Origin of the sequence: Pseudescherichia sp. AS216 (assembly GCF_037152055.1) — a bacterium.
Lineage (GTDB): Bacteria > Pseudomonadota > Gammaproteobacteria > Enterobacterales > Enterobacteriaceae > Pseudescherichia.
Genome location: NZ_JBBCMV010000002.1, coordinates 41,918 through 62,995, shown reverse-complemented (window position 1 = coordinate 62,995; position 21,078 = coordinate 41,918). Strand labels below are relative to the sequence as shown.

At 57.7% G+C, this 21,078-nt stretch carries 22 protein-coding genes; 11 read left to right on the top strand and 11 right to left on the bottom strand.

The features are described from left to right. Positions 1-29 precede the first annotated feature (29 nt). From WFN61_RS05860 to WFN61_RS05850, 3 genes are read left to right on the top strand one after another with little or no spacing between them, the layout of a single operon-like run. Complete coding sequence (locus WFN61_RS05860) at positions 30-1,319, top strand: TolC family outer membrane protein (RefSeq protein WP_312633740.1); 1,290 nt, start codon at positions 30-32, stop codon at positions 1,317-1,319. Between the two features lie 23 nt (positions 1,320-1,342). Continuing rightward, complete coding sequence (locus WFN61_RS05855; protein ID WP_144817886.1) at positions 1,343-3,475, top strand: type I secretion system permease/ATPase; 2,133 nt, start codon at positions 1,343-1,345, stop codon at positions 3,473-3,475. Positions 3,476-3,485: 10 nt separating this feature from the next. Next, positions 3,486-4,655 carry an HlyD family efflux transporter periplasmic adaptor subunit gene (locus WFN61_RS05850; RefSeq protein WP_144817887.1) on the top strand — a complete coding sequence of 390 codons (1,170 nt, stop codon included), beginning with the start codon at positions 3,486-3,488 and terminating at the stop codon, positions 4,653-4,655. 66 nt (positions 4,656-4,721) lie between these two features. Here the strand turns inward: WFN61_RS05850 and smpB are convergent, their stop codons facing one another. Next, positions 4,722-5,204, bottom strand: a complete 483-nt coding sequence (smpB, locus tag WFN61_RS05845; protein ID WP_042387529.1) for an SsrA-binding protein SmpB — start codon at positions 5,202-5,204, stop codon at positions 4,722-4,724. 154 nt (positions 5,205-5,358) lie between these two features. Here smpB and WFN61_RS05840 point away from each other — a divergent pair, with 154 nt between their 5' ends. Together WFN61_RS05840 and WFN61_RS05835 are read left to right on the top strand one after the other, a co-directional pair. Further along, a complete protein-coding gene (locus tag WFN61_RS05840; RefSeq protein ID WP_222126333.1) occupies positions 5,359-5,796 on the top strand; it encodes a type II toxin-antitoxin system RatA family toxin in 438 nt (145 codons plus the stop codon). Next, positions 5,786-6,076 (top strand): RnfH family protein, encoded by a 291-nt coding sequence (locus WFN61_RS05835; protein ID WP_042387526.1) that lies wholly within the window; start codon positions 5,786-5,788, stop codon positions 6,074-6,076. Before WFN61_RS05840 ends, WFN61_RS05835 begins: the two co-directional genes overlap by 11 nt. A gap of 61 nt (positions 6,077-6,137) precedes the next feature. On the opposite strand, the gene bamE is transcribed toward WFN61_RS05835, so the two are convergent. The 3 genes from bamE to nadK all read right to left on the bottom strand — a co-directional run bounded on the left by bamE (position 6,138) and on the right by nadK (position 9,251). Beyond that, positions 6,138-6,476: an outer membrane protein assembly factor BamE gene (bamE, locus tag WFN61_RS05830; protein WP_042387524.1), complete on the bottom strand. Its 339-nt coding sequence runs from the start codon at positions 6,474-6,476 to the stop codon at positions 6,138-6,140. A gap of 147 nt (positions 6,477-6,623) precedes the next feature. Then, positions 6,624-8,285: a DNA repair protein RecN gene (gene recN / locus WFN61_RS05825; protein ID WP_312235223.1), complete on the bottom strand. Its 1,662-nt coding sequence runs from the start codon at positions 8,283-8,285 to the stop codon at positions 6,624-6,626. A gap of 87 nt (positions 8,286-8,372) precedes the next feature. Then, positions 8,373-9,251 carry an NAD(+) kinase gene (nadK, locus tag WFN61_RS05820; protein WP_144817891.1) on the bottom strand — a complete coding sequence of 293 codons (879 nt, stop codon included), beginning with the start codon at positions 9,249-9,251 and terminating at the stop codon, positions 8,373-8,375. A 121-nt stretch (positions 9,252-9,372) separates the two neighbouring features. Between nadK and grpE the strand changes: the two genes are divergently transcribed. Further along, a complete protein-coding gene (gene grpE / locus WFN61_RS05815) occupies positions 9,373-9,966 on the top strand; it encodes a nucleotide exchange factor GrpE (protein ID WP_144817892.1) in 594 nt (197 codons plus the stop codon). A gap of 132 nt (positions 9,967-10,098) precedes the next feature. Here grpE and WFN61_RS05810 read toward each other — a convergent pair whose 3' ends face one another. Both WFN61_RS05810 and WFN61_RS05805 read right to left on the bottom strand, forming a co-directional pair. Next, entirely contained in the window at positions 10,099-11,385 is a 1,287-nt protein-coding gene (locus tag WFN61_RS05810; protein ID WP_144817893.1) for an HlyC/CorC family transporter, read from the bottom strand. 30 nt (positions 11,386-11,415) lie between these two features. Then, on the bottom strand, positions 11,416-12,207 hold the full coding sequence (locus WFN61_RS05805; RefSeq protein WP_144817894.1) for a cytochrome C assembly family protein: 792 nt from the start codon (positions 12,205-12,207) through the stop codon (positions 11,416-11,418). Between the two features lie 191 nt (positions 12,208-12,398). Between WFN61_RS05805 and ffh the strand changes: the two genes are divergently transcribed. From ffh to rplS, 5 genes are all read left to right on the top strand, one after another. After that, positions 12,399-13,763 (top strand): signal recognition particle protein, encoded by a 1,365-nt coding sequence (gene ffh / locus WFN61_RS05800; RefSeq protein WP_144817895.1) that lies wholly within the window; start codon positions 12,399-12,401, stop codon positions 13,761-13,763. Positions 13,764-13,877: 114 nt separating this feature from the next. Next, positions 13,878-14,126 carry a 30S ribosomal protein S16 gene (gene rpsP / locus WFN61_RS05795; RefSeq protein ID WP_042387512.1) on the top strand — a complete coding sequence of 83 codons (249 nt, stop codon included), beginning with the start codon at positions 13,878-13,880 and terminating at the stop codon, positions 14,124-14,126. Positions 14,127-14,141: 15 nt separating this feature from the next. Beyond that, the gene (rimM, locus tag WFN61_RS05790) at positions 14,142-14,681 is read left to right on the top strand and encodes a ribosome maturation factor RimM (RefSeq protein ID WP_144817896.1); all 540 of its coding nucleotides are present in this window, start codon (positions 14,142-14,144) and stop codon (positions 14,679-14,681) included. A 43-nt stretch (positions 14,682-14,724) separates the two neighbouring features. Continuing rightward, positions 14,725-15,492 carry a tRNA (guanosine(37)-N1)-methyltransferase TrmD gene (gene trmD / locus WFN61_RS05785; RefSeq protein WP_042387508.1) on the top strand — a complete coding sequence of 256 codons (768 nt, stop codon included), beginning with the start codon at positions 14,725-14,727 and terminating at the stop codon, positions 15,490-15,492. A gap of 40 nt (positions 15,493-15,532) precedes the next feature. Further along, the gene (gene rplS, locus WFN61_RS05780) at positions 15,533-15,880 is read left to right on the top strand and encodes a 50S ribosomal protein L19 (RefSeq protein WP_006178051.1); all 348 of its coding nucleotides are present in this window, start codon (positions 15,533-15,535) and stop codon (positions 15,878-15,880) included. Between the two features lie 155 nt (positions 15,881-16,035). On the opposite strand, the gene WFN61_RS05775 is transcribed toward rplS, so the two are convergent. The 5 genes from WFN61_RS05775 to WFN61_RS05755 all read right to left on the bottom strand — a co-directional run bounded on the left by WFN61_RS05775 (position 16,036) and on the right by WFN61_RS05755 (position 21,074). Beyond that, a complete protein-coding gene (locus WFN61_RS05775; RefSeq protein ID WP_337038573.1) occupies positions 16,036-16,254 on the bottom strand; it encodes an ogr/Delta-like zinc finger family protein in 219 nt (72 codons plus the stop codon). Between the two features lie 72 nt (positions 16,255-16,326). Continuing rightward, positions 16,327-17,430, bottom strand: coding sequence for a phage late control D family protein (locus WFN61_RS05770; protein ID WP_337038210.1), 1,104 nt, complete (start codon positions 17,428-17,430; stop codon positions 16,327-16,329). Next, positions 17,427-17,891 (bottom strand): phage tail protein, encoded by a 465-nt coding sequence (locus WFN61_RS05765; protein ID WP_337038207.1) that lies wholly within the window; start codon positions 17,889-17,891, stop codon positions 17,427-17,429. The genes WFN61_RS05770 and WFN61_RS05765 overlap by 4 nt, the downstream gene beginning before the upstream one ends. Continuing rightward, complete coding sequence (locus WFN61_RS05760) at positions 17,888-20,962, bottom strand: phage tail tape measure protein (protein WP_337038205.1); 3,075 nt, start codon at positions 20,960-20,962, stop codon at positions 17,888-17,890. Before WFN61_RS05760 ends, WFN61_RS05765 begins: the two co-directional genes overlap by 4 nt. After that, positions 20,955-21,074, bottom strand: coding sequence for a GpE family phage tail protein (locus WFN61_RS05755; RefSeq protein WP_336855504.1), 120 nt, complete (start codon positions 21,072-21,074; stop codon positions 20,955-20,957). Before WFN61_RS05755 ends, WFN61_RS05760 begins: the two co-directional genes overlap by 8 nt. Positions 21,075-21,078: the final 4 nt, after the last annotated feature.

Genomic DNA, 21,078 nt, shown 5'->3' with positions numbered 1-21,078 from the left:
TTCTGCTGGCCGCGCTCGGAGCGAGCGTTATGAGCACAGCATACGGAGAAGATCAGTTTAACTGGCAGGCCGCACCCGGAGAACAGCTCCAGGCGCAGCTGACAATCAAAGAAGCAATTTTACGCGCCTTCGCCCGCAACCCCAAAATTGCCCAGGCGGCAGCGCAGATCCACGTAGGAAAAGCAAATCTGGACGAGGCGGAGAGCGCCTGGTTTCCTCAGATATCCCTGCAAGGTAACGTTGGGCGTTCGCACCGCAACGACTCGGCAGGCTCCCTCAACAATAACGGCTCCGGCGGCGTCAGCCTCAAGCAGCTGATCTACGACTTTGGCAAAACCGGCGGCAGCATTGATGAGCAGCACAATCTTTCTGATGCCTACCGCTACGATCTCTATAACTCCCTCAATGAGGTTGGCATGGAGACGCTGCAAACCTACCTGCAGGTTAAGCGCTACCAGGCGCTGGCCGAGGCGGCGCGCAAAAATATCGTCTCCTTACAGAGCGTGCAGGAGATGGCGGATCTACGTGCCGAGGCAGGGCTAAGCTCCCAGTCCGACGTGTTGCAGGCCCAGACGCGCATTGCCGGGCTGAACGCCTCGCTCGCCCAGTACGAAGCCCAGACCCGCTCCGCCCAGGCGGCGCTGAGCGTGCTGACCGGCGTGATGTCGAACACGCTTCCCGATCTGCCTGAAGATCTGATGAAGCAGAAAATCACCCTTAACTCGCTCCCCTACGAACGCAGCAATGCGGTGCGCAGCGCCCAGGCAAGACAGCTGGCGGCGGACGACCGCATTCGCCAGGCCCAGGCGCAGCACTGGCCGACGGTTTCGGTGCAGGCGGGGCGGACGCGCTATGAGAACGATAACGACAGCTACTGGGATGACCAGGTGCAGCTGGTGGTCGATGCCCCTATCTATCAGGGCGGTGCCGTCGGCGCGCGCGTTGATGCAGCCGAGGGGGACAGGGCCAGCGCCCGGGCGCAGGTGGAGGCCAGCAAACTGGATATTAACCAGCGCGCCGCCACCGCGTGGGCCGATCTTACCGGGGCGCAGCAGCGCCAGCAGGCAGGGGATGCCCAGTACCAGAGCGCCGACCGCGCTCGTGGGGTCTATCGCGACGAGTATCGCCTGAGCAAACGCAGCCTTAACGATCTGCTCAGCATTGAGCAGGATGTGTTTCAGGCCGATACCGCGTCGATTACCGCGCGCTACGACGCCTGGGATGCTGCAGTACGCTATGCGGCCGCCGCAGATAATCTATTAGATATGTTAGGCATTGAGCGTAGCCGCACCATCGGCGATACCCTGCCATCACTTTAAGCGCTAACGGCCAAGGAGTAGTTATGCAGCAGCCGGATACCGAAAGCTGGATCAATGTCATGGTGCGGGCGGCGGGGCGGTTTGGCCTGCCGGCGGATGCGCCTGCCGTACGCCAGCAGATGCGCTGGTTTGAGAGTTTGCCGCTTAACGCGCGGCTGGAGAGATTGAGCGGCCTGATGGGACTCCAGGTGCGGGTGGTAGAGCTGGAGAAGATGCGCTGGAACGCGCAAAACCTGCCGGTCATCGTGCAACTGGAGTCCGGCGAGCTGATGCTGCTGGAGTCTATTGATGCCGACGGACTCGTGGCCTACTGGCTCAGCGAGGGGGGTGATCTGGTGCGCGAGGAGGCGCTGGAGGCGCTGCTCACCCGCGTGAAGCCGGAGGTGGTGATGCTCGGCATCGCCGCCCGTGGGCGCGACTCCCGCATCGATGACTTTACCCGTCCCTGGGAGGAGCACTGGTTCTGGCGGCACTTCCGCCATGCCAAGCGCAAGCTCTCCGAGATCGCCCTGGCCTCGGTGCTGGGCAACGTGCTGGCCCTGGCAGGGATCCTCTTCTCGATGCAGGTCTACGATCGGGTCATCCCCGCCCAGTCGATCCCCACCCTGTGGGTGCTGTTTATCGGCGTACTGTTTGCCGCCCTGCTGGAGTTTATGATCCGCCTGGCCCGTACCCATGTCTCCGACATTATGGGCAAGCATATCGATCTCAATGTCTCCTCGCTCTTTTTTGCCCGCGCGATGGCGATCAAGAACGATTCCCGGCCCAAATCCACCGGCTCGTTTATCTCCCAGCTGCGTGAGATTGACCAGGTGCGCGAGCTGCTCACCTCGACCACCGTCGGCGCGGCGATGGATATCCCCTTTGTACTGCTGTTTCTCGGCATTATGGCGCTGGTGGGCGGTCCGCTGGTGATCATCCCGCTGATCGCCATTCCGTTGATTGTGATCCCGGGGATCCTCGTCCAGTGGCCAATGGCGAAGCTGGCGAAAGAGGGGATGCGTGAGAGCGCGATCCGCAACGCGGTGCTGGTGGAGTCCATCGAGGGAGTGGAAGATATCAAGGCCCTGCAGGCCGAGCCGTACTTCCAGCGCCAGTGGGAACATACCCACGCCGTGGGAGCCAACATCGGCATGAAGCAGCGCGTCTGGGGGGCACGGCTGAGCGGCTGGGCCTCTACCGTCCAGCAGATCACCTATGCCGGGATGCTGGTTTTCGGCTGCTATCTGGTGATGGAGGGCAACATTACAACCGGTACGCTGGTGGCCTGTAGCCTGCTCTCGTCGCGCACCATCGCGCCGCTGATGCAGCTGACCATGGTCTTCTCCCGCTGGCAGCATGCCAAAATGGCGATGAACGGCCTCGACGATCTGCTCAAGAAGCCGCTGGATAAGAGCACCGATCAGAAAATGGCCCACTGTCCGGTGCTGGCCGGGCACTACCAAGTCCAGAAGGTGCAGTACAGCTACGATCCCGAGAAGGGGGATCAGGCGGCGCAGATCGACGGTCTGGAGATCAAGCCCGGCGAGCGGGTGGCGATCCTCGGCAAGACCGGGGCGGGTAAATCGACGCTGCTGAAGCTGCTGTCAGGTCAGGCGCAGGCCAGCAAGGGTAAAGTGATCATCGACGGCGTCGATATGGCGCATATCGATCCCATGGATGTTCGCCGTCAGGTGGGCTACCTCTCTCAGGACTCACGCCTCTTTTTCGGCACGCTGCGGCAGAACCTGATGCTGGGCCATCCGCACGCCACCGAGGCGGAGCTGATCCAGGCCCTGCGCATCAGCGGCGCGATTGGCATGGTGCAGCAGGATGCCGCCAGTCTCGACCGGCTAATTAACGAGGGCGGGCGCGGTCTCTCCGGTGGCCAGCGTCAGATGGTGCTGCTCAGCCGCCTGATTGTGCGTAACCCGCAGATTGTACTGCTTGATGAGCCCACGGCGTCAATGGATGAGCAGCTGGAGGCGTGGGTCATTCGCCAGCTTCAGCAGTGGCTTACCGGACGCACCCTGGTGTTAGTGACCCACCGCCCGGCGCTGCTGAATCTGGTAGACCGGATTGTAGTGATGGAGAACGGCAAGGTGATTGCCGACGGGCCGCGCGATACGCTGCTTCAGCAGGCGACGCGCAACAGCAACGTGGCATCGATAGCCTGAGGAGCGAGCAATGAGTCAACTGAGTATGCAGGACGATCTCGCCCGTCAGGGGCGGTTCTACTCGTCGGTGATCTGGCTGACGCTGGCGGGGCTGCTGATCTTTGTGGTGTGGGCATGGTGGGCCATTCTGGATGAGGTGACGGTGGGGACGGGCAAGATCACGCCATCTACCCATGCCCAGGTGATCGAGAGCCTCGACGGCGGTATCGTTAGCGCGATGCTGGTGCGCGAGGGGGATATTGTCGAGCGCGGGCAGATGCTCGCCCGTCTCGATCCCACTCGCTTTCAGTCTAACTACGGTGAGTCGGCGGCCCGGGTGCGCGCGCTGCGCGCGTCCAGCGAGCGTCTGCGCTCAGAGCTGACCGGAGAGCCGCTGCGCTTTAGCGAGGAGTCGATGCGCGAGCCGGAGCTGGTGGCACGTGAGCGGCAGCTGTACGAATCCCGGCGGCGCAACCTGAACGAGACGGTGGCTAACCTGCAAAAAACGTATCAGCTGGTGATGTCAGAGCTGCGCATGACCCAGCCGCTGGTGGCCAAGGGCGCGGCAAGTGAGGTAGAGGTGATCCGCCTCCAGCGCCAGGCTACCGAACTGCAGGGTAAGATCGACGAGGCGCGCAACCAGTTTGCGGTGCGCGCCCGCGAGGAGCAGGTGAAAAACAACGCCGATCTCGACGCGCAGATCCAGGCGATGAGCGGTAAAGCGGATCAGGTGGATAGGACGACACTCTTCTCACCGGTGCGCGGCATCGTCAAGGATATCCAGGTCACCACCGTCGGCGGCGTTCTGCAGCCGGGGGGCAAGCTGATGGAGATCGTCCCGCTGGAGGATCAGCTTTTAGTCGAGACGCGCATCAACCCACGGGATATCGCCTATATCCGGCCGGGCCTGCCGGCAACGGTAAAGGTCACCGCCTACGACTCCTCGATCTACGGGAATCTCACCGGGCTGGTAGAAGTGGTGTCGCCGGATACGCTCCAGGATGAAGTACGCCGGGATCAGTTCTACTACCGGGTCTATGTCCGGACCAAGAGCGCCGAGCTGCAAAACAAGAGTGGCCAGCGCTTCCCGATCCTGCCGGGTATGGTGGCAAACGTAGAGATTAAAACCGGGCAGAAATCGGTGATGGACTACCTGATCAAGCCGCTGAACAAGGTCAACGAGGCGCTGCGCGAGCGCTAGGCAATCTGACAGAGGGCAGGCACACCCTCTCCCCAGCGGAGAGGGAGGTGCTGTAGCTGTTGCAGTTTAGCGGCCGGCGTTTTTCATAATGCGGGCTTTATCAACCTGCCACTCGCGCTCTTTCACATCGGAGCGTTTGTCATGCTGTTTCTTACCGCGGGCGACGCCAATCTTCACTTTGCACCAGGCATTTTTCCAGTACATAGAGAGGGCGACAACGGTATAGCCTTCGCGGTTTACGCGGCCATAGAGCGTGTCCAGCTCGCGCTGGTTGAGCAGCAGCTTACGGTTACGGGTAGGGTCGCAGACGACGTGGCTGGAGGCGACGCTCAGCGGCGTAAAGTTGGCCCCGAACAGGTAGGCTTCGCCCTCAATGAGGATCACATAGCTGTCGCTGATGTTGGCCTTCCCGGCGCGCAGGGACTTCACTTCCCAACCCTGAAGGGAGACGCCCGCTTCAAACTCTTCTTCAATAAAATATTCGTGACGGGCGCGCTTGTTAAGCGCAATGGTAGCGGAACCCGGTTTATGTGCTTTTTTCTTTGTCATAAGTATCGTAAATCGTCGGTAATCAGCTGTTGAAAAATACCCCATCTATCCTGCGAGGTGTAACGCGTTATATTAGCATGAGTTTGCCTTTGCGTTTTCCTTTCCTGGACAGGAAATGTTATTATTTATGAGGTGTAGACCTCAGGATAACGCTATGCCGCAGATAAGCCGAACTGCTTTAGTGCCTTACAGCGCAGAGCAGATGTATCAATTAGTGAACGACGTAAAGTCCTACCCGGAATTTTTGCCAGGCTGTACCGGTAGCCGGGTTCTGGAGGCAAGCCCGACGCAGATGACGGCTGCCGTTGATGTCTCGAAGGCGGGCATCAGCAAGACGTTCACCACCCGTAACACCCTTACCGATAACCAAAGCATTCTGATGCAGCTGGTGGATGGTCCCTTTAAGCAGCTGATGGGTGGCTGGCGGTTTACGCCGCTGAGTCCCGATGCCTGCCGTATTGAGTTCAATCTGGACTTCGAATTCACCAACAAGCTGATCGAGCTGGCGTTTGGTCACGTGTTCAAAGAGCTGGCCTCAAACATGGTGCAGGCGTTTACCCATCGCGCCAAAGAGGTTTACAGTGCCGGGTGACATTCGCGTCGAAGTCGCCTATGCCCTGCCGGAGAAGCAGTACCTGCAGCGCGTGACGCTGAGCGAGGGGGCAACGGTGGAGGAGGCGATTAACGCTTCTGGCCTGCTGGAGTTGCGTTCAGATATCGATCTTGCGAAAAACAAGGTGGGTATCTTTAGTCGTCCGGTGAAGCTTGCCGACGCCGTGCAGGACGGTGACCGGGTGGAGATCTACCGCCCGCTGATTGCCGATCCGAAAGAGCTGCGGCGCAAGCGCGCGGAAAAAGCGGACGACGAATAGCTTCGTACTCAAACAAAAAAAGCGCTCACTGAGCGCTTTTTGTTTTTTTACCGAGCGGGACCTAGTTCGACAGGGCCGGTTTGTTATCAATGTTGGTCAGCACGCCGTTGCTGTTAAAGGTCAGGGTCAGCGTCTGCTGCGTGACATCTTCATGGCCTGGCTGCTGGCGGAACACGTAGAACCAGGTGTTGGTACCAAACGGATCGCTCATCATCGGGGTACCCAGCGCATAGGCAACCTGCTGTTGCGTCATGCCAATACGAATTTTAGAGATGTCGTTAGGTGCCAGATAGTTCCCCTGGTTGATATCTGGGCGGTAAACCACTTTCTCCAGAGTGGAACAGCCAGCAGTCATCATCAGAAGAACCGCTGCGGCAGCAGTCAGCGTTTTACAGCGCATAGTGATTTGGTTCCTTTTCGGGCCTGGTAGTACGCGGCTCATTTGTAATATGCCGATAATAATAGACCTTTAGCGAGTTTGAAACCTCTGCTATCGGATCCAGCGGCGATTTTATGTCTCACTATGACCCAGAATTAGCTGAAAAGTTTAGGCTGCGAGCAGTTCTTTCGCATTAGCCAGCGTGTTCCGGGTGACCTCGCTGCCGCCCAGCAGGCGCGCCAGCTCCTGCAGCCGGGCCTTTTTATCCAGCGGCTGCATGTGGGTTTCGGTCATGGCACCGTCGGTCTCTTTGCTGACGTAGAAGTGGTGATGACCACAGCCCGCCACCTGCGGCAGGTGCGTTACGCACATCACCTGGGTGGATTCACCCAGCTGGCGCAGCAGCTTGCCGACCACCGCTGCGGTCGGGCCGCTGATACCCACGTCGACCTCATCGAAAATCAGCGCCGGGGTTTCCATCTTACGGGCGGTGATCACCTGGATCGCCAGGGCAATACGCGACAGTTCCCCGCCGGAGGCCACTTTCGAGATCGCCTGCATCGGCTGTCCTGGGTTGGTAGTCACGCGGAACTCAATGCGGTCTGCCCCTTCCAGCGTCAGGTGACGCTCATCAAAGCTGACGTCGATATGGAAGCGGCCGTGCGGCATTGACAGGGCGTGCATGCTCTCAGTGATCAGCCCGCTCAGCTCCTGGGCATACTTCATACGCTGCGCATGCAGCTGTTGCGCGGTCGCCAGCGCCTGCTGATGGTGCTTCTGTACCGCCAGAGAGAGCGTCTCCTGGGAGTCGGCCTGATCGTCCAGCTGCTGCTGCTCGTCAAGCAGTGCCTGATAGTGCGCCGGCAGCTCTTCCGGGGTGACGTGATGCTTGCGCGCCAGCGAAATCTGTTTGGCGATGCGCTGCTCCAGCTCGTAGAGACGGTTCGGATCGAGGTCCAGGCGATCGCAGTAGTGGCGCAGCTCGTCGCTGGCCTCGCTCAGCTGAATGGCGGCCTCTTCCAGCATATCGAGCACGCTGGAGAGCTTGCTGTCCATACCCACCAGCTCGGTCACCATCTGACGCGCGGTGTAGAGCTGGCTCTGCAGGTTGGCGTCGTCGCTGTCGGCGAGCAGCGTCAGGGCGTGCTGGCTGGTGCTCAGCAGCTGGCCGCTGTTGGCGAGACGCTTGTACTCTTCGTCGATGCGCTCAAACTCGCCCGGCTGCGGACTGAAGTCGTTCAGCTCTTTCAGCTGGTAGTGCAGCAGCTCGGCGCGGGCGCTGCGCTCCTGGCTCTGCTGCTGATGCTGGGCCAGCTCGCGGCAGCTGTGGTTCCACAGGCGATAGTGCTCTGCCATCTGCTGGAGCAGGGCATCTTCACCGGCATAGCCATCGAGCAGGGTTTTCTGGTGATCGGATTTGGTCAGCAACTGGTGGGCGTGCTGGCCGTGGATCTGAATAAGAAGCTGGCCCAGCTCACGCAGCTGGGAGAGCGGCACCGCCGTGCCGTTGATAAAGCCGCGGGAGCGTCCGTCGCTGCTGATGACGCGGCGCAGCAGGCACTCACGGCCATCTTCAAGCTGGTTCTCTTCCAGCCAGCGCTGGGCAGCAGGGGTATCTTTCAGGGAAAAGCGGGCGCAGAGATCGGCGCGTGCGGCGTCGGTGCGAACCATGTCGGCTTCCGCGCGCCCGCCAAGGCAGAGCCCAAGGGCATCAATGGCAATGGATTTACCCGCGCCGGTTTCGCCAGTAATGGCGGTCATGCCGCTGTGAAAATCAATTTCCAGCTCGCGAACAATTGCAAAATTACTGATGGTCAGTTGTGCCAGCATAGCCGCTTTTCCTGTATGAAAAACCATAACTGTGTTTTCGTACAGTATAAACAGGTTTTATATCCAGTAAAGCACCCGCCGTCGATTTCAGAACAATTTTTTTGACCAGCCGAGCTTGGAGCTTAGGGTATTAAAATAGCTATAATCTTTCGGATGGATCAGGTTGAGATGGTAGTCGCAGCGGCGGATTAACACATCCTCACCCTCCTGGATCGGCAGGGCAATCTGGCTGTCGCAGCTGATCTCCAGATCGTTGCGCCGGTGGGAAAAACGCAGGCGAATGGTGCTGCTGCTGTTGATCACCAGCGGGCGAGCCGACAGCGTGTGCGGGAACATCGGCACCAGGGTAATGGCGTCCAGCGACGGGGTCAGAATGGGGCCGCCCGCCGACAGCGAGTAGGCCGTGGAGCCGGTGGGCGTGGAGATGATCAGGCCGTCCGAGCGCTGGGAGAAGGCAAATACCTCATCGATATAGACCTCAAACTCGATCATATGCGCCACCTTGCCCGGATGGAGAACCACCTCGTTGATGGCGGTGCTGATCCGCTTCTGGCAGTCGTGCTGGCACACCTGGGCCTCCAGCAAAAAGCGCTTTTCGGTGATGTAGTGCCCTTCAAGCACATCAGCCAGCTGCTGCTGGGCGTTATCAGGATCGAGATCGGTGAGAAAGCCGAGGTTGCCACGGTTGATACCGATGACCTTAATATCGTAACGCGCAAGGGTGCGGGCCGCGCCGAGCATATTGCCGTCGCCACCGACCACCACCGCCAGATCGGCCTGCTGGCCAATCTCCGCCAGCGTGCCGGTGCGCACGTTGGTCAGTTTTAGCTCCTGGGCGATCTGCTGCTCAACGATAACGTCATATCCCCGGCCAGACAGCCAGCGCCAGAGCATCTCATGTGTGGTCAGCGCCGTAGGGTGACGCGGGTGGCCGACAATCCCAATACAGGTGAAATGAGTACTCATTATCTGGAGTCCTTTTGCCAAATGAAGGGTGACAATCTTAAGGCTTCTCTTGAAACCGGAAAACTGATCCCCATAATAAGCGAAGTTAGCGAGATAAATGCAAAAAAACGCGGAGAAATTCATGAGTAGTAAAGAACAGAAAACGCCTGAGGGGCAAGCCCCGGAAGAAATTATCACGGAGCAGCATGAAGAGGTTGAGGCAGTAGAGTCTGACGCTTCTGTTGAGCAGGTGGATCCGCGCGATGAAAAAATTGCGAACCTCGAAGCGCAGTTAGTCGAGGCGCAGAATCGCGAGCGTGACGGTGTCCTGCGTATCAAAGCCGAGATGGAAAACCTGCGTCGCCGTACCGAGCTGGACATTGAGAAGGCGCACAAGTTTGCGCTGGAGAAGTTTATCAATGAGCTGCTGCCGGTGATCGACAGCCTGGATCGCGCGCTGGAAGTGGCGGATAAAGCTAACCCAGAGCTGGCACCGATGGTGGAAGGTATCGAGCTGACCATGAAGTCGATGCTGGATGTCGTGCGCAAGTTCGGCGTTGAGGTGGTGGCCGATACCAACGTGCCGCTGGATCCGAACGTTCACCAGGCGATTGCCATGGTTGAATCTGAAGAGGTCTCAGCAGGCAACGTGCTGGCCGTGATGCAGAAAGGCTACACCCTGAACGGCCGCACCCTGCGCGCCGCGATGGTCACCGTCGCGAAAGCGAAGGCCTAATCAGCACAACAGTAAGCACAGTGTAATTTGTAGGCCCGGTAAGCGAAGCGCCACCGGGCTTTACTGTGCTGAGGCTGCTATGCCGGGCGGCACTGCGTTTGCCCGGCCTGCAATTTCTGCGGCCTACATCTTTTATTCGGTCACGCTCTCCCGCAGCGGTTTAACCGGCAGCACCTTCACCTGCTTAATCATGTTGTCCTGCACGTCGAGAATATCGATATCGTACTGGGCAATACGTACCCGCGTTCCCGCCGCAGGGATCTCCTCTAACGCCTCCAGCAGCATGCCGTTGATGGTGCGTGCTTCTTCTTCCGGCAGCTGCCAGTTGAAGGCTTTATTGAGCTCCCGCACGTTGGCCGTGCCGTCAATGATCACCGACCCGTCGTTCTGCGGGGTGACCTCTTCCGCGAGGGTAGGGGACATTGAGGTGGTAAAGTCACCGACGATCTCTTCGAGAATATCCTCCACCGTCAGCAGACCCTGCACGTCACCGTACTCGTCGACCACCAGGCCAACCTTTTTCTTGTTACGCTGGAATTTCACCAGCTGGACGTTGAGAGGCGTGCCTTCAGGGATATAGTAGATCTCATCCGCCGCCCGCAGCAGCATCTCTTTGGTAAACTCCTGCTTCTCGGTCATCAGGCGGTAGGCTTCGCGCACCCGCAGCATGCTGATGGTGTCGTCCAGCGATTCGCGGTAGAGCACGATGCGTCCGTGCGGAGAGTGGGTCAGCTGGCGAACAATGGACTTCCAGTCGTCGTTGATGTCGATGCCGACAATCTCATTGCGCGGCACCATGATGTCGTTAACGGTGACCTTCTCCAGATCCAGCACCGACAGCAGCATGTCCTGATTCCGCCGCGACATCTGCGAGCGGGATTCATGCACAATGGTGCGCAGCTCCTCTTTGCTCAGCGCGCTGCTCACCACGACGTCGGCCTTGATGCCCACCATCCGCATCAGCAGACGGGTGACGGTATTGAGCAGCCACACCAGCGGCATCATGACGATCTGCAGCGGCCCGAGCAGAACGCTGCTGGGGAAGGCGACCTTTTCCGGGTAGAGCGCGGCGATGGTTTTCGGCAGCACCTCGGCAAAGACCAGTACCACAAAGGTCAGTACCCCGGTGGCAATCGCCACCCCGGCGTTGCCGTAGAGACGCATGCCGACGATGGTGCCGAGTGCGGAGGCGAGGATGTTAACCAGGTTATTGCCGATCAGCACCAGGCTGATGAGACGGTCAGGTTTACGCAGTAATTTTTCTACGCGCTTTGCTGCGCGGTTGCCTTGCTTCGCCATGTGACGCAGCCGGTAGCGGTTCAGCGTCATCATGCCGGTTTCGGAGCCGGAGAAGTAGGCGGAGATCACCACCATGACGATCAGCGTGATAATCAGCGTGGTGGTGGAGATGTGTTCCAAGAGAGTTCCTTACGTACTTTACGTTTGTGCTTAACCAGCAAAATGCTGAACAACGCGACTACCGAAGTAGGCCAGCGTGAGAAGACCAGCGCCCGCCACGTTAAACCAGACCACCGGGCGGCCGCGCCACCCTTTATGATAGTGTCCCCACAGCAGAACGATATAGACAAACCAGGCAATGATAGAGAGCACCGCTTTATCAATGTTCTCCATGGTGAACAGGTTGCGCATGTAGAACAGGCCGGTGCAGAGCGTCAGGGTCAGCAGCACCACACCGATCTGGGTGATGTGAAACATCTTACGCTCGATGCTCATCAGCGGCGGCATTTCGCTGCTAAAGGCCAGACGCTTGTTCTTTAGCTGGTAGTCGATCCACGCCAGCTGCAGGGCATACATGGCGGCAATGATCAGCGTCGCATAGGCAAACAGCGACAGGCCAATGTGCACCATCATTCCCGGCGTCGCTTCGAGGTGGGTGATGAACGCATTAGGCACAAAGGTGGCGAAAGCCAGGTTGATCAGCGCGAAGGCGTAGACGATAGGCAGCAGCAGCCAGCCGCGATTCTTTGACGCCACGATGGTCATCACCGTACAGATCATCAGGCTGACCAGCGAGCCGACGTTGAGCAGGCTCAGGTTTTGTCCCGTATCGCCGTCGGGAAAAATGCGCGCCTCCAGCGCCAGCGCATGGCTTACCAGGGCAATGACCGCGGAGATGATAGCCATCCGCCGCCAGCCGCTGTTTTTTTGCAGCAGGCCGGGAATAATCAGCGCAAGGCTGACGGAGTAAGCAATAAGCGCAAGCAGGGCAAAAACGGGCATAGTAATGTCGACAGTTGCAGTAGATAGAAGAGAGGCAGTATAGCGTTACGTGACCTTGCCTCCAACCGTTGCATCACACCCCTGACATCACAACCCCTACATCACAACAACAGCGGCTTCTGTTATACTGCCGCAAAATCGTATTTATGTGTCGCTCAGGCGGCCACCGTTTCCACCCCAGGTGAAAGACAATGTTTGATAATTTAACCGATCGTTTGTCGCGCACGTTGCGCAATATCAGTGGCCGTGGACGCCTCACCGAAGAGAACATCAAAGAGACGCTGCGCGAAGTGCGAATGGCACTGCTGGAAGCGGACGTCGCCCTGCCGGTTGTACGCGAGTTCATTAACCGCGTAAAAGAAAAATCGGTTGGACATGAAGTGAATAAGAGCCTGACCCCGGGTCAGGAGTTCGTCAAAATCGTGCGCGGCGAGCTGGTTGCAGCGATGGGCGAAGAGAACCAGGTGCTTAACCTGGCCGCACAGCCGCCTGCGGTAGTGCTGATGGCAGGCCTGCAGGGTGCGGGTAAAACCACCAGCGTAGGTAAGCTGGGTAAGTTCCTGCGCGAGAAGCACAAGAAGAAAGTGCTGGTGGTTTCCGCCGACGTCTATCGCCCGGCGGCGATCAAGCAGCTTGAGACTCTGGCCCAGCAGGTCGGCGTCGATTTCTTCCCTTCCGACGTTGCCCAGAAGCCGGTTGATATCGTTAACGCGGCGCTGAAAGAGGCGAAGCTGAAGTTCTACGACGTGCTGCTGGTGGATACCGCCGGTCGTCTGCACGTTGACGAAGCGATGATGGACGAGATCAAACACGTCCATGCCGCCATTAACCCGGTAGAGACGCTGTTCGTGGTTGATGCCATGACCGGCCAGGACGCCGCCAATACGGCGAAGGCGTTCAACGAAGCGCTGCCGCTGACTGGCGTGGTACTGACCAAGGTTGACGGCGACGCCCGCGGCGGTGCAGCCCTCTCTATTCGCCATATCACCGGCAAGCCGATCAAGTTCCTCGGCGTGGGTGAAAAAACCGAAGCGCTGGAGCCGTTCCACCCGGATCGTATCGCCTCCCGTATCCTCGGCATGGGCGACGTGCTGTCGCTGATCGAAGATATCGAGAGCAAGGTAGACCGCGCTCAGGCAGAGAAGCTGGCGAACAAGCTGAAGAAAGGCGACGGCTTTGACCTCACCGACTTCCTTGAGCAGCTCAAGCAGATGAAAAACATGGGCGGCATGGCCAGCCTGATGGGCAAGCTGCCGGGCATGGGCCAGCTGCCGGACAACGTGAAATCCCAGATGGATGACAAGGTTCTGGTGCGGATGGAAGCTATCATCAACTCAATGACGCTGAAAGAGCGCGCCAACCCGGACATCATCAAAGGCTCGCGCAAGCGTCGCATCGCGGCGGGCTGCGGCATGCAGGTGCAGGACGTAAACCGTCTGCTGAAGCAGTTCGATGACATGCAGCGCATGATGAAAAAGATGAAGAAAGGCGGGATGGCAAAAATGATGCGCAGCATGAAGGGCATGATGCCGCCAGCCGGTTTTCCAAAGCGTTAGTCGCTTTAGAGATTGCTTTTTGCCCCGAAACGAGTAAAATTTTCGGGCTTTTAATATGACACCGGGCTCCGTTCCTCGACGGGGCCTGTTGTTTTATTCACACAAGAGGATGTTATGGTAACTATTCGTTTAGCTCGTCACGGCGCTAAAAAGCGTCCGTTCTACCAGGTTGTTGTTACTGACAGCCGTAATGCACGCAACGGTCGCTTCATTGAGCGCGTTGGTTTCTTCAACCCAATCGCTAGCGAAAAAGAAGAAGGCACCCGCCTGGATCTGGATCGCATCGCTCACTGGGTTGGCCAGGGCGCTACCGTTTCCGATCGCGTTGCTACGCTGATCAAAGAAGCAAACAAAGCAGCTTAATCTGTCACGGTGGTCATGATGAGCATTAAAGTACCTGTTGAACCGATCGTATTGGGAAAAATGGGTTCTTGCTACGGGATCCGTGGTTGGCTCAGAGTGTTTTCCTCCACTGAAGACGCTGAAAGCATTTTTGATTACCAGCCCTGGTTTATCCAGAAGGCCGGTAAGTGGCAGATGGTCGAGCTGGAAAGCTGGCGTCACCACAATCAGGACATTGTCATTAAGCTGAAAGGCATTGATGACCGTGATGCCGCGAATGCGCTGACTAATTGTGAAATTGTCGTGGATTCGTCGCAGTTGCCGCCGCTTACTGAGGGTGACTACTACTGGAAAGACCTTATGGGTTGCCAGGTAGTGACCACAGAAGGCTACGCCCTGGGGAAAGTCATCGACATGATGGAAACCGGGTCAAATGACGTTCTCGTCATTAAGGCAAACCTGAAAGATGCGTTTGGTATCAAGGAGCGGCTGGTTCCGTTCCTCGATGGACAGGTTATCAAGAATGTCGATCTCACTACTCGCACAATCGAAGTAGATTGGGATCCTGGTTTTTAAACCTCCGGATAAACGGTAGGCACGGCACGATGGGGATTGGCTTGTGTTCATTGGTATAGTTAGCCTGTTTCCTGACATGTTTCGCGCCATTACCGATTACGGGGTAACTGGCCGGGCCGTTAAAAATGGCCTGCTGAGCATCCAGAGCTGGAGTCCACGTGACTTCGCTCATGACCGGCACCGTACCGTGGACGATCGTCCTTACGGCGGCGGACCGGGGATGCTGATGATGGTTCAACCCTTGCGGGATGCCATCCACGCAGCGAAAGCCGCGGCGGGTGAGGGCGCAAAGGTGATCTATCTGTCACCTCAGGGACGCAAGCTTGATCAAGCGGGCGTGAGCGAACTGGCAACGAATCAGAAAATGATTCTGGTGTGCGGGCGCTACGAAGGGGTCGATGAGCGTGTGATCCAAACCGAAGTCGACGAAGAGTGGTCTATCGGCGATTACGTGCTCAGCGGTGGTGAGTTACCAGCAATGACGCTGATTGACTCGGTTGCCCGGTTTATTCCAGGCGTACTGGGGCATGAGGCTTCGGCAACGGAAGATTCCTTTGCCGATGGGTTGCTGGACTGCCCACACTATACCCGTCCTGAGGTGTTAGAAGGCATGGAGGTGCCGGCGGTTCTGCTGTCGGGTAACCATGCCGAGATACGTCGCTGGCGTCTGAAACAGTCGCTGGGCCGCACCTGGCTTAGAAGACCTGAACTTCTGGAAAACCTGGCTCTGACTGAAGAGCAAGCAAAGCTGCTGGCGGAGTTCCGAAAAGAGCACGCACAACAGCAGCAAATACATGATGGGATGGCGTAAGCCTCCAAATATCAGTTTACCCAGGATAAGAGATTAAATTATGAGCAACATCATTAAGCAAATTGAACAAGAGCAGATGAAGCAGGACGTACCTTCCTTCCGTCCGGGTGATACCGTGGAAGTGAAAGTATGGGTTGTTGAAGGTTCCAAAAAACGTCTGCAGGCATTCGAGGGCGTGGTTATCGCTATTCGTAACCGCGGTCTGCACTCTGCATTCACTGTTCGCAAAATTTCCAACGGCGAAGGCGTTGAGCGTGTCTTCCAGACTCACTCTCCGGTAGTTGACAGCATTGCTGTTAAACGTCGTGGTGCTGTACGTAAAGCTAAACTGTACTACCTGCGTGAGCGTACCGGTAAGTCTGCTCGTATCAAAGAGCGTCTGAACTAAGGTTCGCTGTCGCGACATCCGAATTAGTCTTGTAGAATCAAGGGGTTGGAGTTTTCCAGCCCCTTTTTTTTGGCCTTGTGTCCACCAAATGCCCACCAAATAATGGACAGTGACCATTTTTGCCCATAAAAAAGCCCACCATAAGGTGGGCTGATTCAAAAATTCATGTGGCTTTGCCCGCCCGTAGCAGGGTGGGGCGGGGCGGCCACTACCACCCCTGGACACGTTATCGACCTGACAAACGTTTCATGCGTTACAAACGTGTGGCTACATTCAATATTCCGGCATTGGTTGTAACGTTCTTTCGTTGTTTTTGAGACCTGGAACGAGCTTCGGGTATGGGCAGCGCTACCGCATAGCGGACAATTCATCATTTTCTGTAGGCCTCGTCTTAAATTTGCAAGATATGTTATCCTTTTTTGTTTCATTTTTAAACTGCCGCCTCGCTATTCCATATCCAAATCTGCGATTTTTACTTCCAGTTCCAGCGATGTTGTGAAGCCGCCCTCCCCAATAGTGTTGGTCACAGTTGTAATCGTCCAGTCTGCCTCGTCTATCGGTCCCTTAAATCCGCTGACCCTTACCGGCAGCTCCGGGAACAGATCGCCGCGCCCCTTAGCCAGGTTGATAGAAAACGTTGCCGCCCCGCGCTGTATACGCTCCCATGTCATTTTGGCGGCCCGTTCGGCATTTGCTTTGTTGGCATAGGTACGGCTCAGAACCTTTACGTTCTCATCGGTGCCGATCAGATATTCACCCTGCTTAGGCTCCGGGGCCTTAGTTGGTTTCGCAGCTGCTTTACGACGACGGCGGCGTTTTACTTTTACCTCCTGCTTTTTCTTTGGCTCTTTGGTATGCAGCCAGCTGGCAACCACACCCGTATAGGCTCCGCGATCGGCCATGCTGAACCGGTGGCCATCACCGCTTGAACGGGTGATCGTCATAACAGGCAGCAGCTTGCCGCTGGCCGTCATGCCCTGACCCTGGCGAATAAACATGAGGTTGCCGTTTTTTACTGACGCGATAGCGCCATACTGGCGGGCCAGCCTCATCAGAAACGACCCGTCAGACTCATTGGTCTGATCGATATGGTCCAGCGGCTGCTTTGCCATATCTTCGCCAATTGCCTGCTGCAGCTTGTGCCTGGCGGCCATCTCGCTGATGACCGCCCCGACAGTGGTGTTATGCCATGATTTTTCACGCTTGATGTTCAGTGTGTTGCGGAAGTCAGCCGACCGCGCACGGATAGTTAGCCTGTCCGGCGCACCTGAGTGCTCAATTTCGTCTACCGTAAATTTTCCCTTCACATAGAGCGGTTCTCCCTGCCAGCCGATCGCCAGTGACAGCACCGCACCGCGGCGCGGCATCATCAACAGTCCGTCAGCATCATCCAGCTCCATATCCAGCTGGTCAGCCTCAAACCCCCGATTGTCCGTGTGCGTCAGCGATATCAGCCGTGGCTCAATCGTGGTTGTTATGTCCTTATTTTCGAGCGTGACGCGGAAAGCCGGTATCAGTCCGGTTCCTTCCATCCATGAGATACCTGTCATGACAATAACCCTCCGGCCATCGAGATTGCAGAATCCTTAAGCTGGGTAAGCTGCCCCGACAGATCGCCCAGCATGTTATTCAGCGACTCATCCACCCGTTTAAGGGTGATAGTGAATTCAATCTGTCGCGCCGCGCCATCACTGAATAATTCGCGTTTAGTCTGGTTGATGCTCTCTATAACAAACATGCCGTAAATCGTGCCGCTGCCCTCAATAAGTGGCCATGCCTTACCTGTCTCCGCCATCTGATCCAGCGTCAGCATCGAGAGATTGCCGCCAGTAATGGCAGGCATCAGCGTACCGTTCAGCGTGATAGTGTCCGTATCAGGTCCCACAAACTGCAGCACTGGCCGGGCGTTAACCCGGCTGTTACTGGCGTGACGCCACTGGCGCTGTAGCTGCAGCTCCTGATACGGAATAGTTTTCAGTGCGAAAACGAATAACCCCAGCACCATCATCATTCGAAGTCTCCCCTGTCTGAAAAATTACTCCGCGTGCGCGCACCGGCCCGGCGTTCACGTTCATCAAGTTGCCGCGCCACCTCGCGGGCTATGTCGTTAGCGCTTTGCCCTGGCTGGGCATAAATACTGATTGGCGCGTGAATACTGACGGGCTGAGTGATCACAGGCGCAGACGCACGGCGCGGCATTTCCTCCCGGTATTCCACGGCGGGAAGGCTGAACGGGTGCAGCGGTTTCGGCATGGCCGCAGCAGTTGGTTGTGAAACGCTGCTGAAAGCAAACGCAGCTGCAGCAGCCAGCGATGCAGTCCGGCGGCGGCTGGTTATACTGGCGGGTCCGTTTACGATCTCCGGGCCATTCTCACCCACCACGCCCCACTGGCCGCGAGGGATCACGCCACCATTATCATGGAACCCTGCAAACCCCGGCATTCCGTAACCGGCATACGGTGAACCTCCGGCGGGAAGAGTAACCCGGCCATCACTGCTTACCGTGGCGGGCTGCTGCCGGGTAATCTGCTCGGGCAACTTCGCTTTTGCCGCCTCCTGGCTGACAATCCCCAGCTTTTCCAGTAACCACGAAATGCCGGATTTCAGCGTTTCCAGAGGATGCATAACCATATTCAGACCGTCAGCCAGGGCCTCACCAAACTGCCGCCCCATACCCGCAGCACTCTGTAACTCCTGTGATGTTGATTTAACCGGCGTCAGAAGGTCATTAAACCAGCCCCACAGTGCCTGCACCTTATCGCCTATCCACTGGAACACTGGCCGCAGCGGCTCAAAGGCCGCGCTAATCGGTGCGGCTGCAGCTTTAAAGCCTTCAACCACGCCACCCAGAAACGCCTTAATTGGCTCCCAGTATTTCCAGACAACCATCGCCACCCCGGCCAGCGCGGCCACAACCAGCCCGATCGGACTTAACAGCACGGTCAGCGCCCCGGAAATAAACATTAACCCGGTGCGGAGCAGCGCCAGCGGTGACATGACCAGCCACAACAAAGAGCGGCCCAGCCCGCTTAACGCAGCCCGACCGGCGGCCAGCGGATTGAGCATGGCCCACATCCCACCACGCAGCAGCGCCAGCGGCCCGGAAACCACGCGGGACGCAGCGTTCCCCATGATGGACAGAGACGATCCCAGCGAGGAAATTGGACCTGACAGCGCACGCGAGGCGCTGGCGTTACGCGCAAATCCGCCTGAGAGCAATGTGAGAGGCGATTTAGCCAGCCACAGCAGACCGTTACCCAGACCCTGCGCAGAGCTGAGCAGACCCGGCAGAACACGAATTCCCAGCGTGCTCATGCTGAGGCGAACCACGGCCAGAGGCCCAATAATTGCCGCCACGGCGACCATCAGCGTACCCAGCACCACCGCCACAGCAGCAACCCCGGCGGTCACTTTAATCAGGGTTCCTGCCAACTCAGGATTTTCCTCAACCCACCGCCGCACTACACCAGTCACCTGACGGATATCACTCATTATTTCCATTAATGGCGGGCGTAAACTTTCCCCCAGACCGCTTAAAACGTTACTGGTTCCGGCCTTTGAAAGCATCCATTGCGCTGACAGGCTGTCTTTGTTGATATCGGATTCTTTCTGCATTGACCCGATTGATGCAGCGCCTTTAACCAGCCCTAACTGGCGGTACAGTTCCCCCATATTGTTTGCCAGCTTTCCAGCATCATCGCCAAATTCCTTACCAAACAGCTGCGTCAGGACATTCATTCGCCTTTCTTCTGGAAGGCGGTTAACCATTTCCAGTACGCGAGCAATGGTCCCCATGCTGTCTCTTACCATATCTTTTTCAAGCTGCGCAGGCTTTAGCTTCAGCGCGTCCATGCCGTCCATAAAGCGATCGCTCTGCATACTGGCAATCGACAGTTCGCGCACCATCGCATTGGATGCACTGGCGGCGACCTCCGGCGCTGCGCCCAGGGTCAGGAACGTGGAACCCAGAGCTGCAGCTTTGCGGAAGTCGAGTTTGTCGGCAACGCCCCCCATGCGTTGCATCACGTTGATAATGTCCGCGCCTTTTGATTTGGCGTTATCGTCGAGGTAGTTGATCACATCGCCCAGACGCTCAATCTCGCTGGTCGGGACCTTATACAGCCCGGCAATTTTCCCTAAATCCTCAGCCAGCTGATCAGCCGGCAGCTCAAACGCGGTTGCAGCCTTTGCCGACACGGATGCAAAATCAAGCAGCTCTTTTTTCAGCTCTGCCCATGTTTTGGCGTTTTCACCGACCCCCATGCGTGCGCCGCCTTCAACCAGGGCGGCATAATCGACGGCCCCGTTCTGCAGCGGTAGTTGCTCACTGGCCGTTTTAATGGCGGCCTGCAGCTCGTAAAAATGAGCGGTGCGGTTGCCGTTATCGTCGCGCAGCCCGTTAACCTGCTTCGCTACGCCTTTCATGGCATCTTCCAGGCTGGCATAGCTTTTAACCGCCGCCACAACCGGCGCACCCATGCCCACCCCTACAGCGGTCATTGCAGCACCTGCACCCGCTACCCTGTCGCGCACTTCCAGCGTTTTGCTGTACTGCTCGCGGGCAGCGTTCATCTTCCTCTGCTGCTCACCAACACGCCGCAGCCGGGCTTCCTGATCAGCCAGCTGGCGATTGTATTTTTCGGTTTCGCGGGTGATACGTGCCGTGGCGCTGGCCCCGTCGTTAGCGGATATCCCGACCCGGTACAGTTCTGCGCGAACCTGCCCGGCTTTTTGCTGTAGCCTGCCGTGGCGTTCCTCAAGCCGCTGGACTGCCAGCCGCTGGCGTTCCAGCGCCACAATCTGCCGCTGTGACGGCGGCCCCATCTGTCCCAGCTCATTGCTCAGCATACTGGCACGCTGACGGGCATAGCTCAGCCGGTCGCCCAGCTTCTGGCTTTCTGCCTGCAGCTTGCGGTATCCGTCCAGCTGCGAGCTGGTCTGGTTAATCTGTTTGAGGGCGTCGCGGGATTTTTTGACGGCGGCGGCCAGCTCCTGAGTGCTGGCGCGCGCCTGTTTGAAAGGACGGGTGAGCTTGTCCACCGCGTTTAAAACAACCTGCAGGCGCAGGTTACGATCACTCATCGGAGGCTCCGCTTCTCAAAATGGCTTTGTGCCGCCACTCCAGAACCTCAGTAAGCGTCATGTCAGCCGTGGCGGAGGGTGGCCAGTGAAACACGGTGGCGATGTCCGCCACCAGG

Coding starts and splice junctions, on each gene's coding strand:
- smpB (WP_042387529.1), bottom strand. CDS start 5,204: ATGACAAAGAAAAAAGCACATAAACCGGGTTCCGCTACCATTGCGCTT.
- WFN61_RS05775 (WP_337038573.1), bottom strand. CDS start 16,254: ATGATGAATTGTCCGCTATGCGGTAGCGCTGCCCATACCCGAAGCTCG.
- bamE (WP_042387524.1), bottom strand. CDS start 6,476: ATGCGCTGTAAAACGCTGACTGCTGCCGCAGCGGTTCTTCTGATGATG.
- WFN61_RS05770 (WP_337038210.1), bottom strand. CDS start 17,430: ATGACAGGTATCTCATGGATGGAAGGAACCGGACTGATACCGGCTTTC.
- WFN61_RS05850 (WP_144817887.1), top strand. CDS start 3,486: ATGAGTCAACTGAGTATGCAGGACGATCTCGCCCGTCAGGGGCGGTTC.
- rpsP (WP_042387512.1), top strand. CDS start 13,878: ATGGTAACTATTCGTTTAGCTCGTCACGGCGCTAAAAAGCGTCCGTTC.
- WFN61_RS05840 (WP_222126333.1), top strand. CDS start 5,359: ATGCCGCAGATAAGCCGAACTGCTTTAGTGCCTTACAGCGCAGAGCAG.
- WFN61_RS05760 (WP_337038205.1), bottom strand. CDS start 20,962: ATGAGTGATCGTAACCTGCGCCTGCAGGTTGTTTTAAACGCGGTGGAC.
- rimM (WP_144817896.1), top strand. CDS start 14,142: ATGATGAGCATTAAAGTACCTGTTGAACCGATCGTATTGGGAAAAATG.
- WFN61_RS05855 (WP_144817886.1), top strand. CDS start 1,343: ATGCAGCAGCCGGATACCGAAAGCTGGATCAATGTCATGGTGCGGGCG.
- grpE (WP_144817892.1), top strand. CDS start 9,373: ATGAGTAGTAAAGAACAGAAAACGCCTGAGGGGCAAGCCCCGGAAGAA.
- recN (WP_312235223.1), bottom strand. CDS start 8,285: ATGCTGGCACAACTGACCATCAGTAATTTTGCAATTGTTCGCGAGCTG.
- WFN61_RS05860 (WP_312633740.1), top strand. CDS start 30: ATGAGCACAGCATACGGAGAAGATCAGTTTAACTGGCAGGCCGCACCC.
- nadK (WP_144817891.1), bottom strand. CDS start 9,251: ATGAGTACTCATTTCACCTGTATTGGGATTGTCGGCCACCCGCGTCAC.
- WFN61_RS05805 (WP_144817894.1), bottom strand. CDS start 12,207: ATGCCCGTTTTTGCCCTGCTTGCGCTTATTGCTTACTCCGTCAGCCTT.
- ffh (WP_144817895.1), top strand. CDS start 12,399: ATGTTTGATAATTTAACCGATCGTTTGTCGCGCACGTTGCGCAATATC.
- rplS (WP_006178051.1), top strand. CDS start 15,533: ATGAGCAACATCATTAAGCAAATTGAACAAGAGCAGATGAAGCAGGAC.
- WFN61_RS05765 (WP_337038207.1), bottom strand. CDS start 17,891: ATGATGATGGTGCTGGGGTTATTCGTTTTCGCACTGAAAACTATTCCG.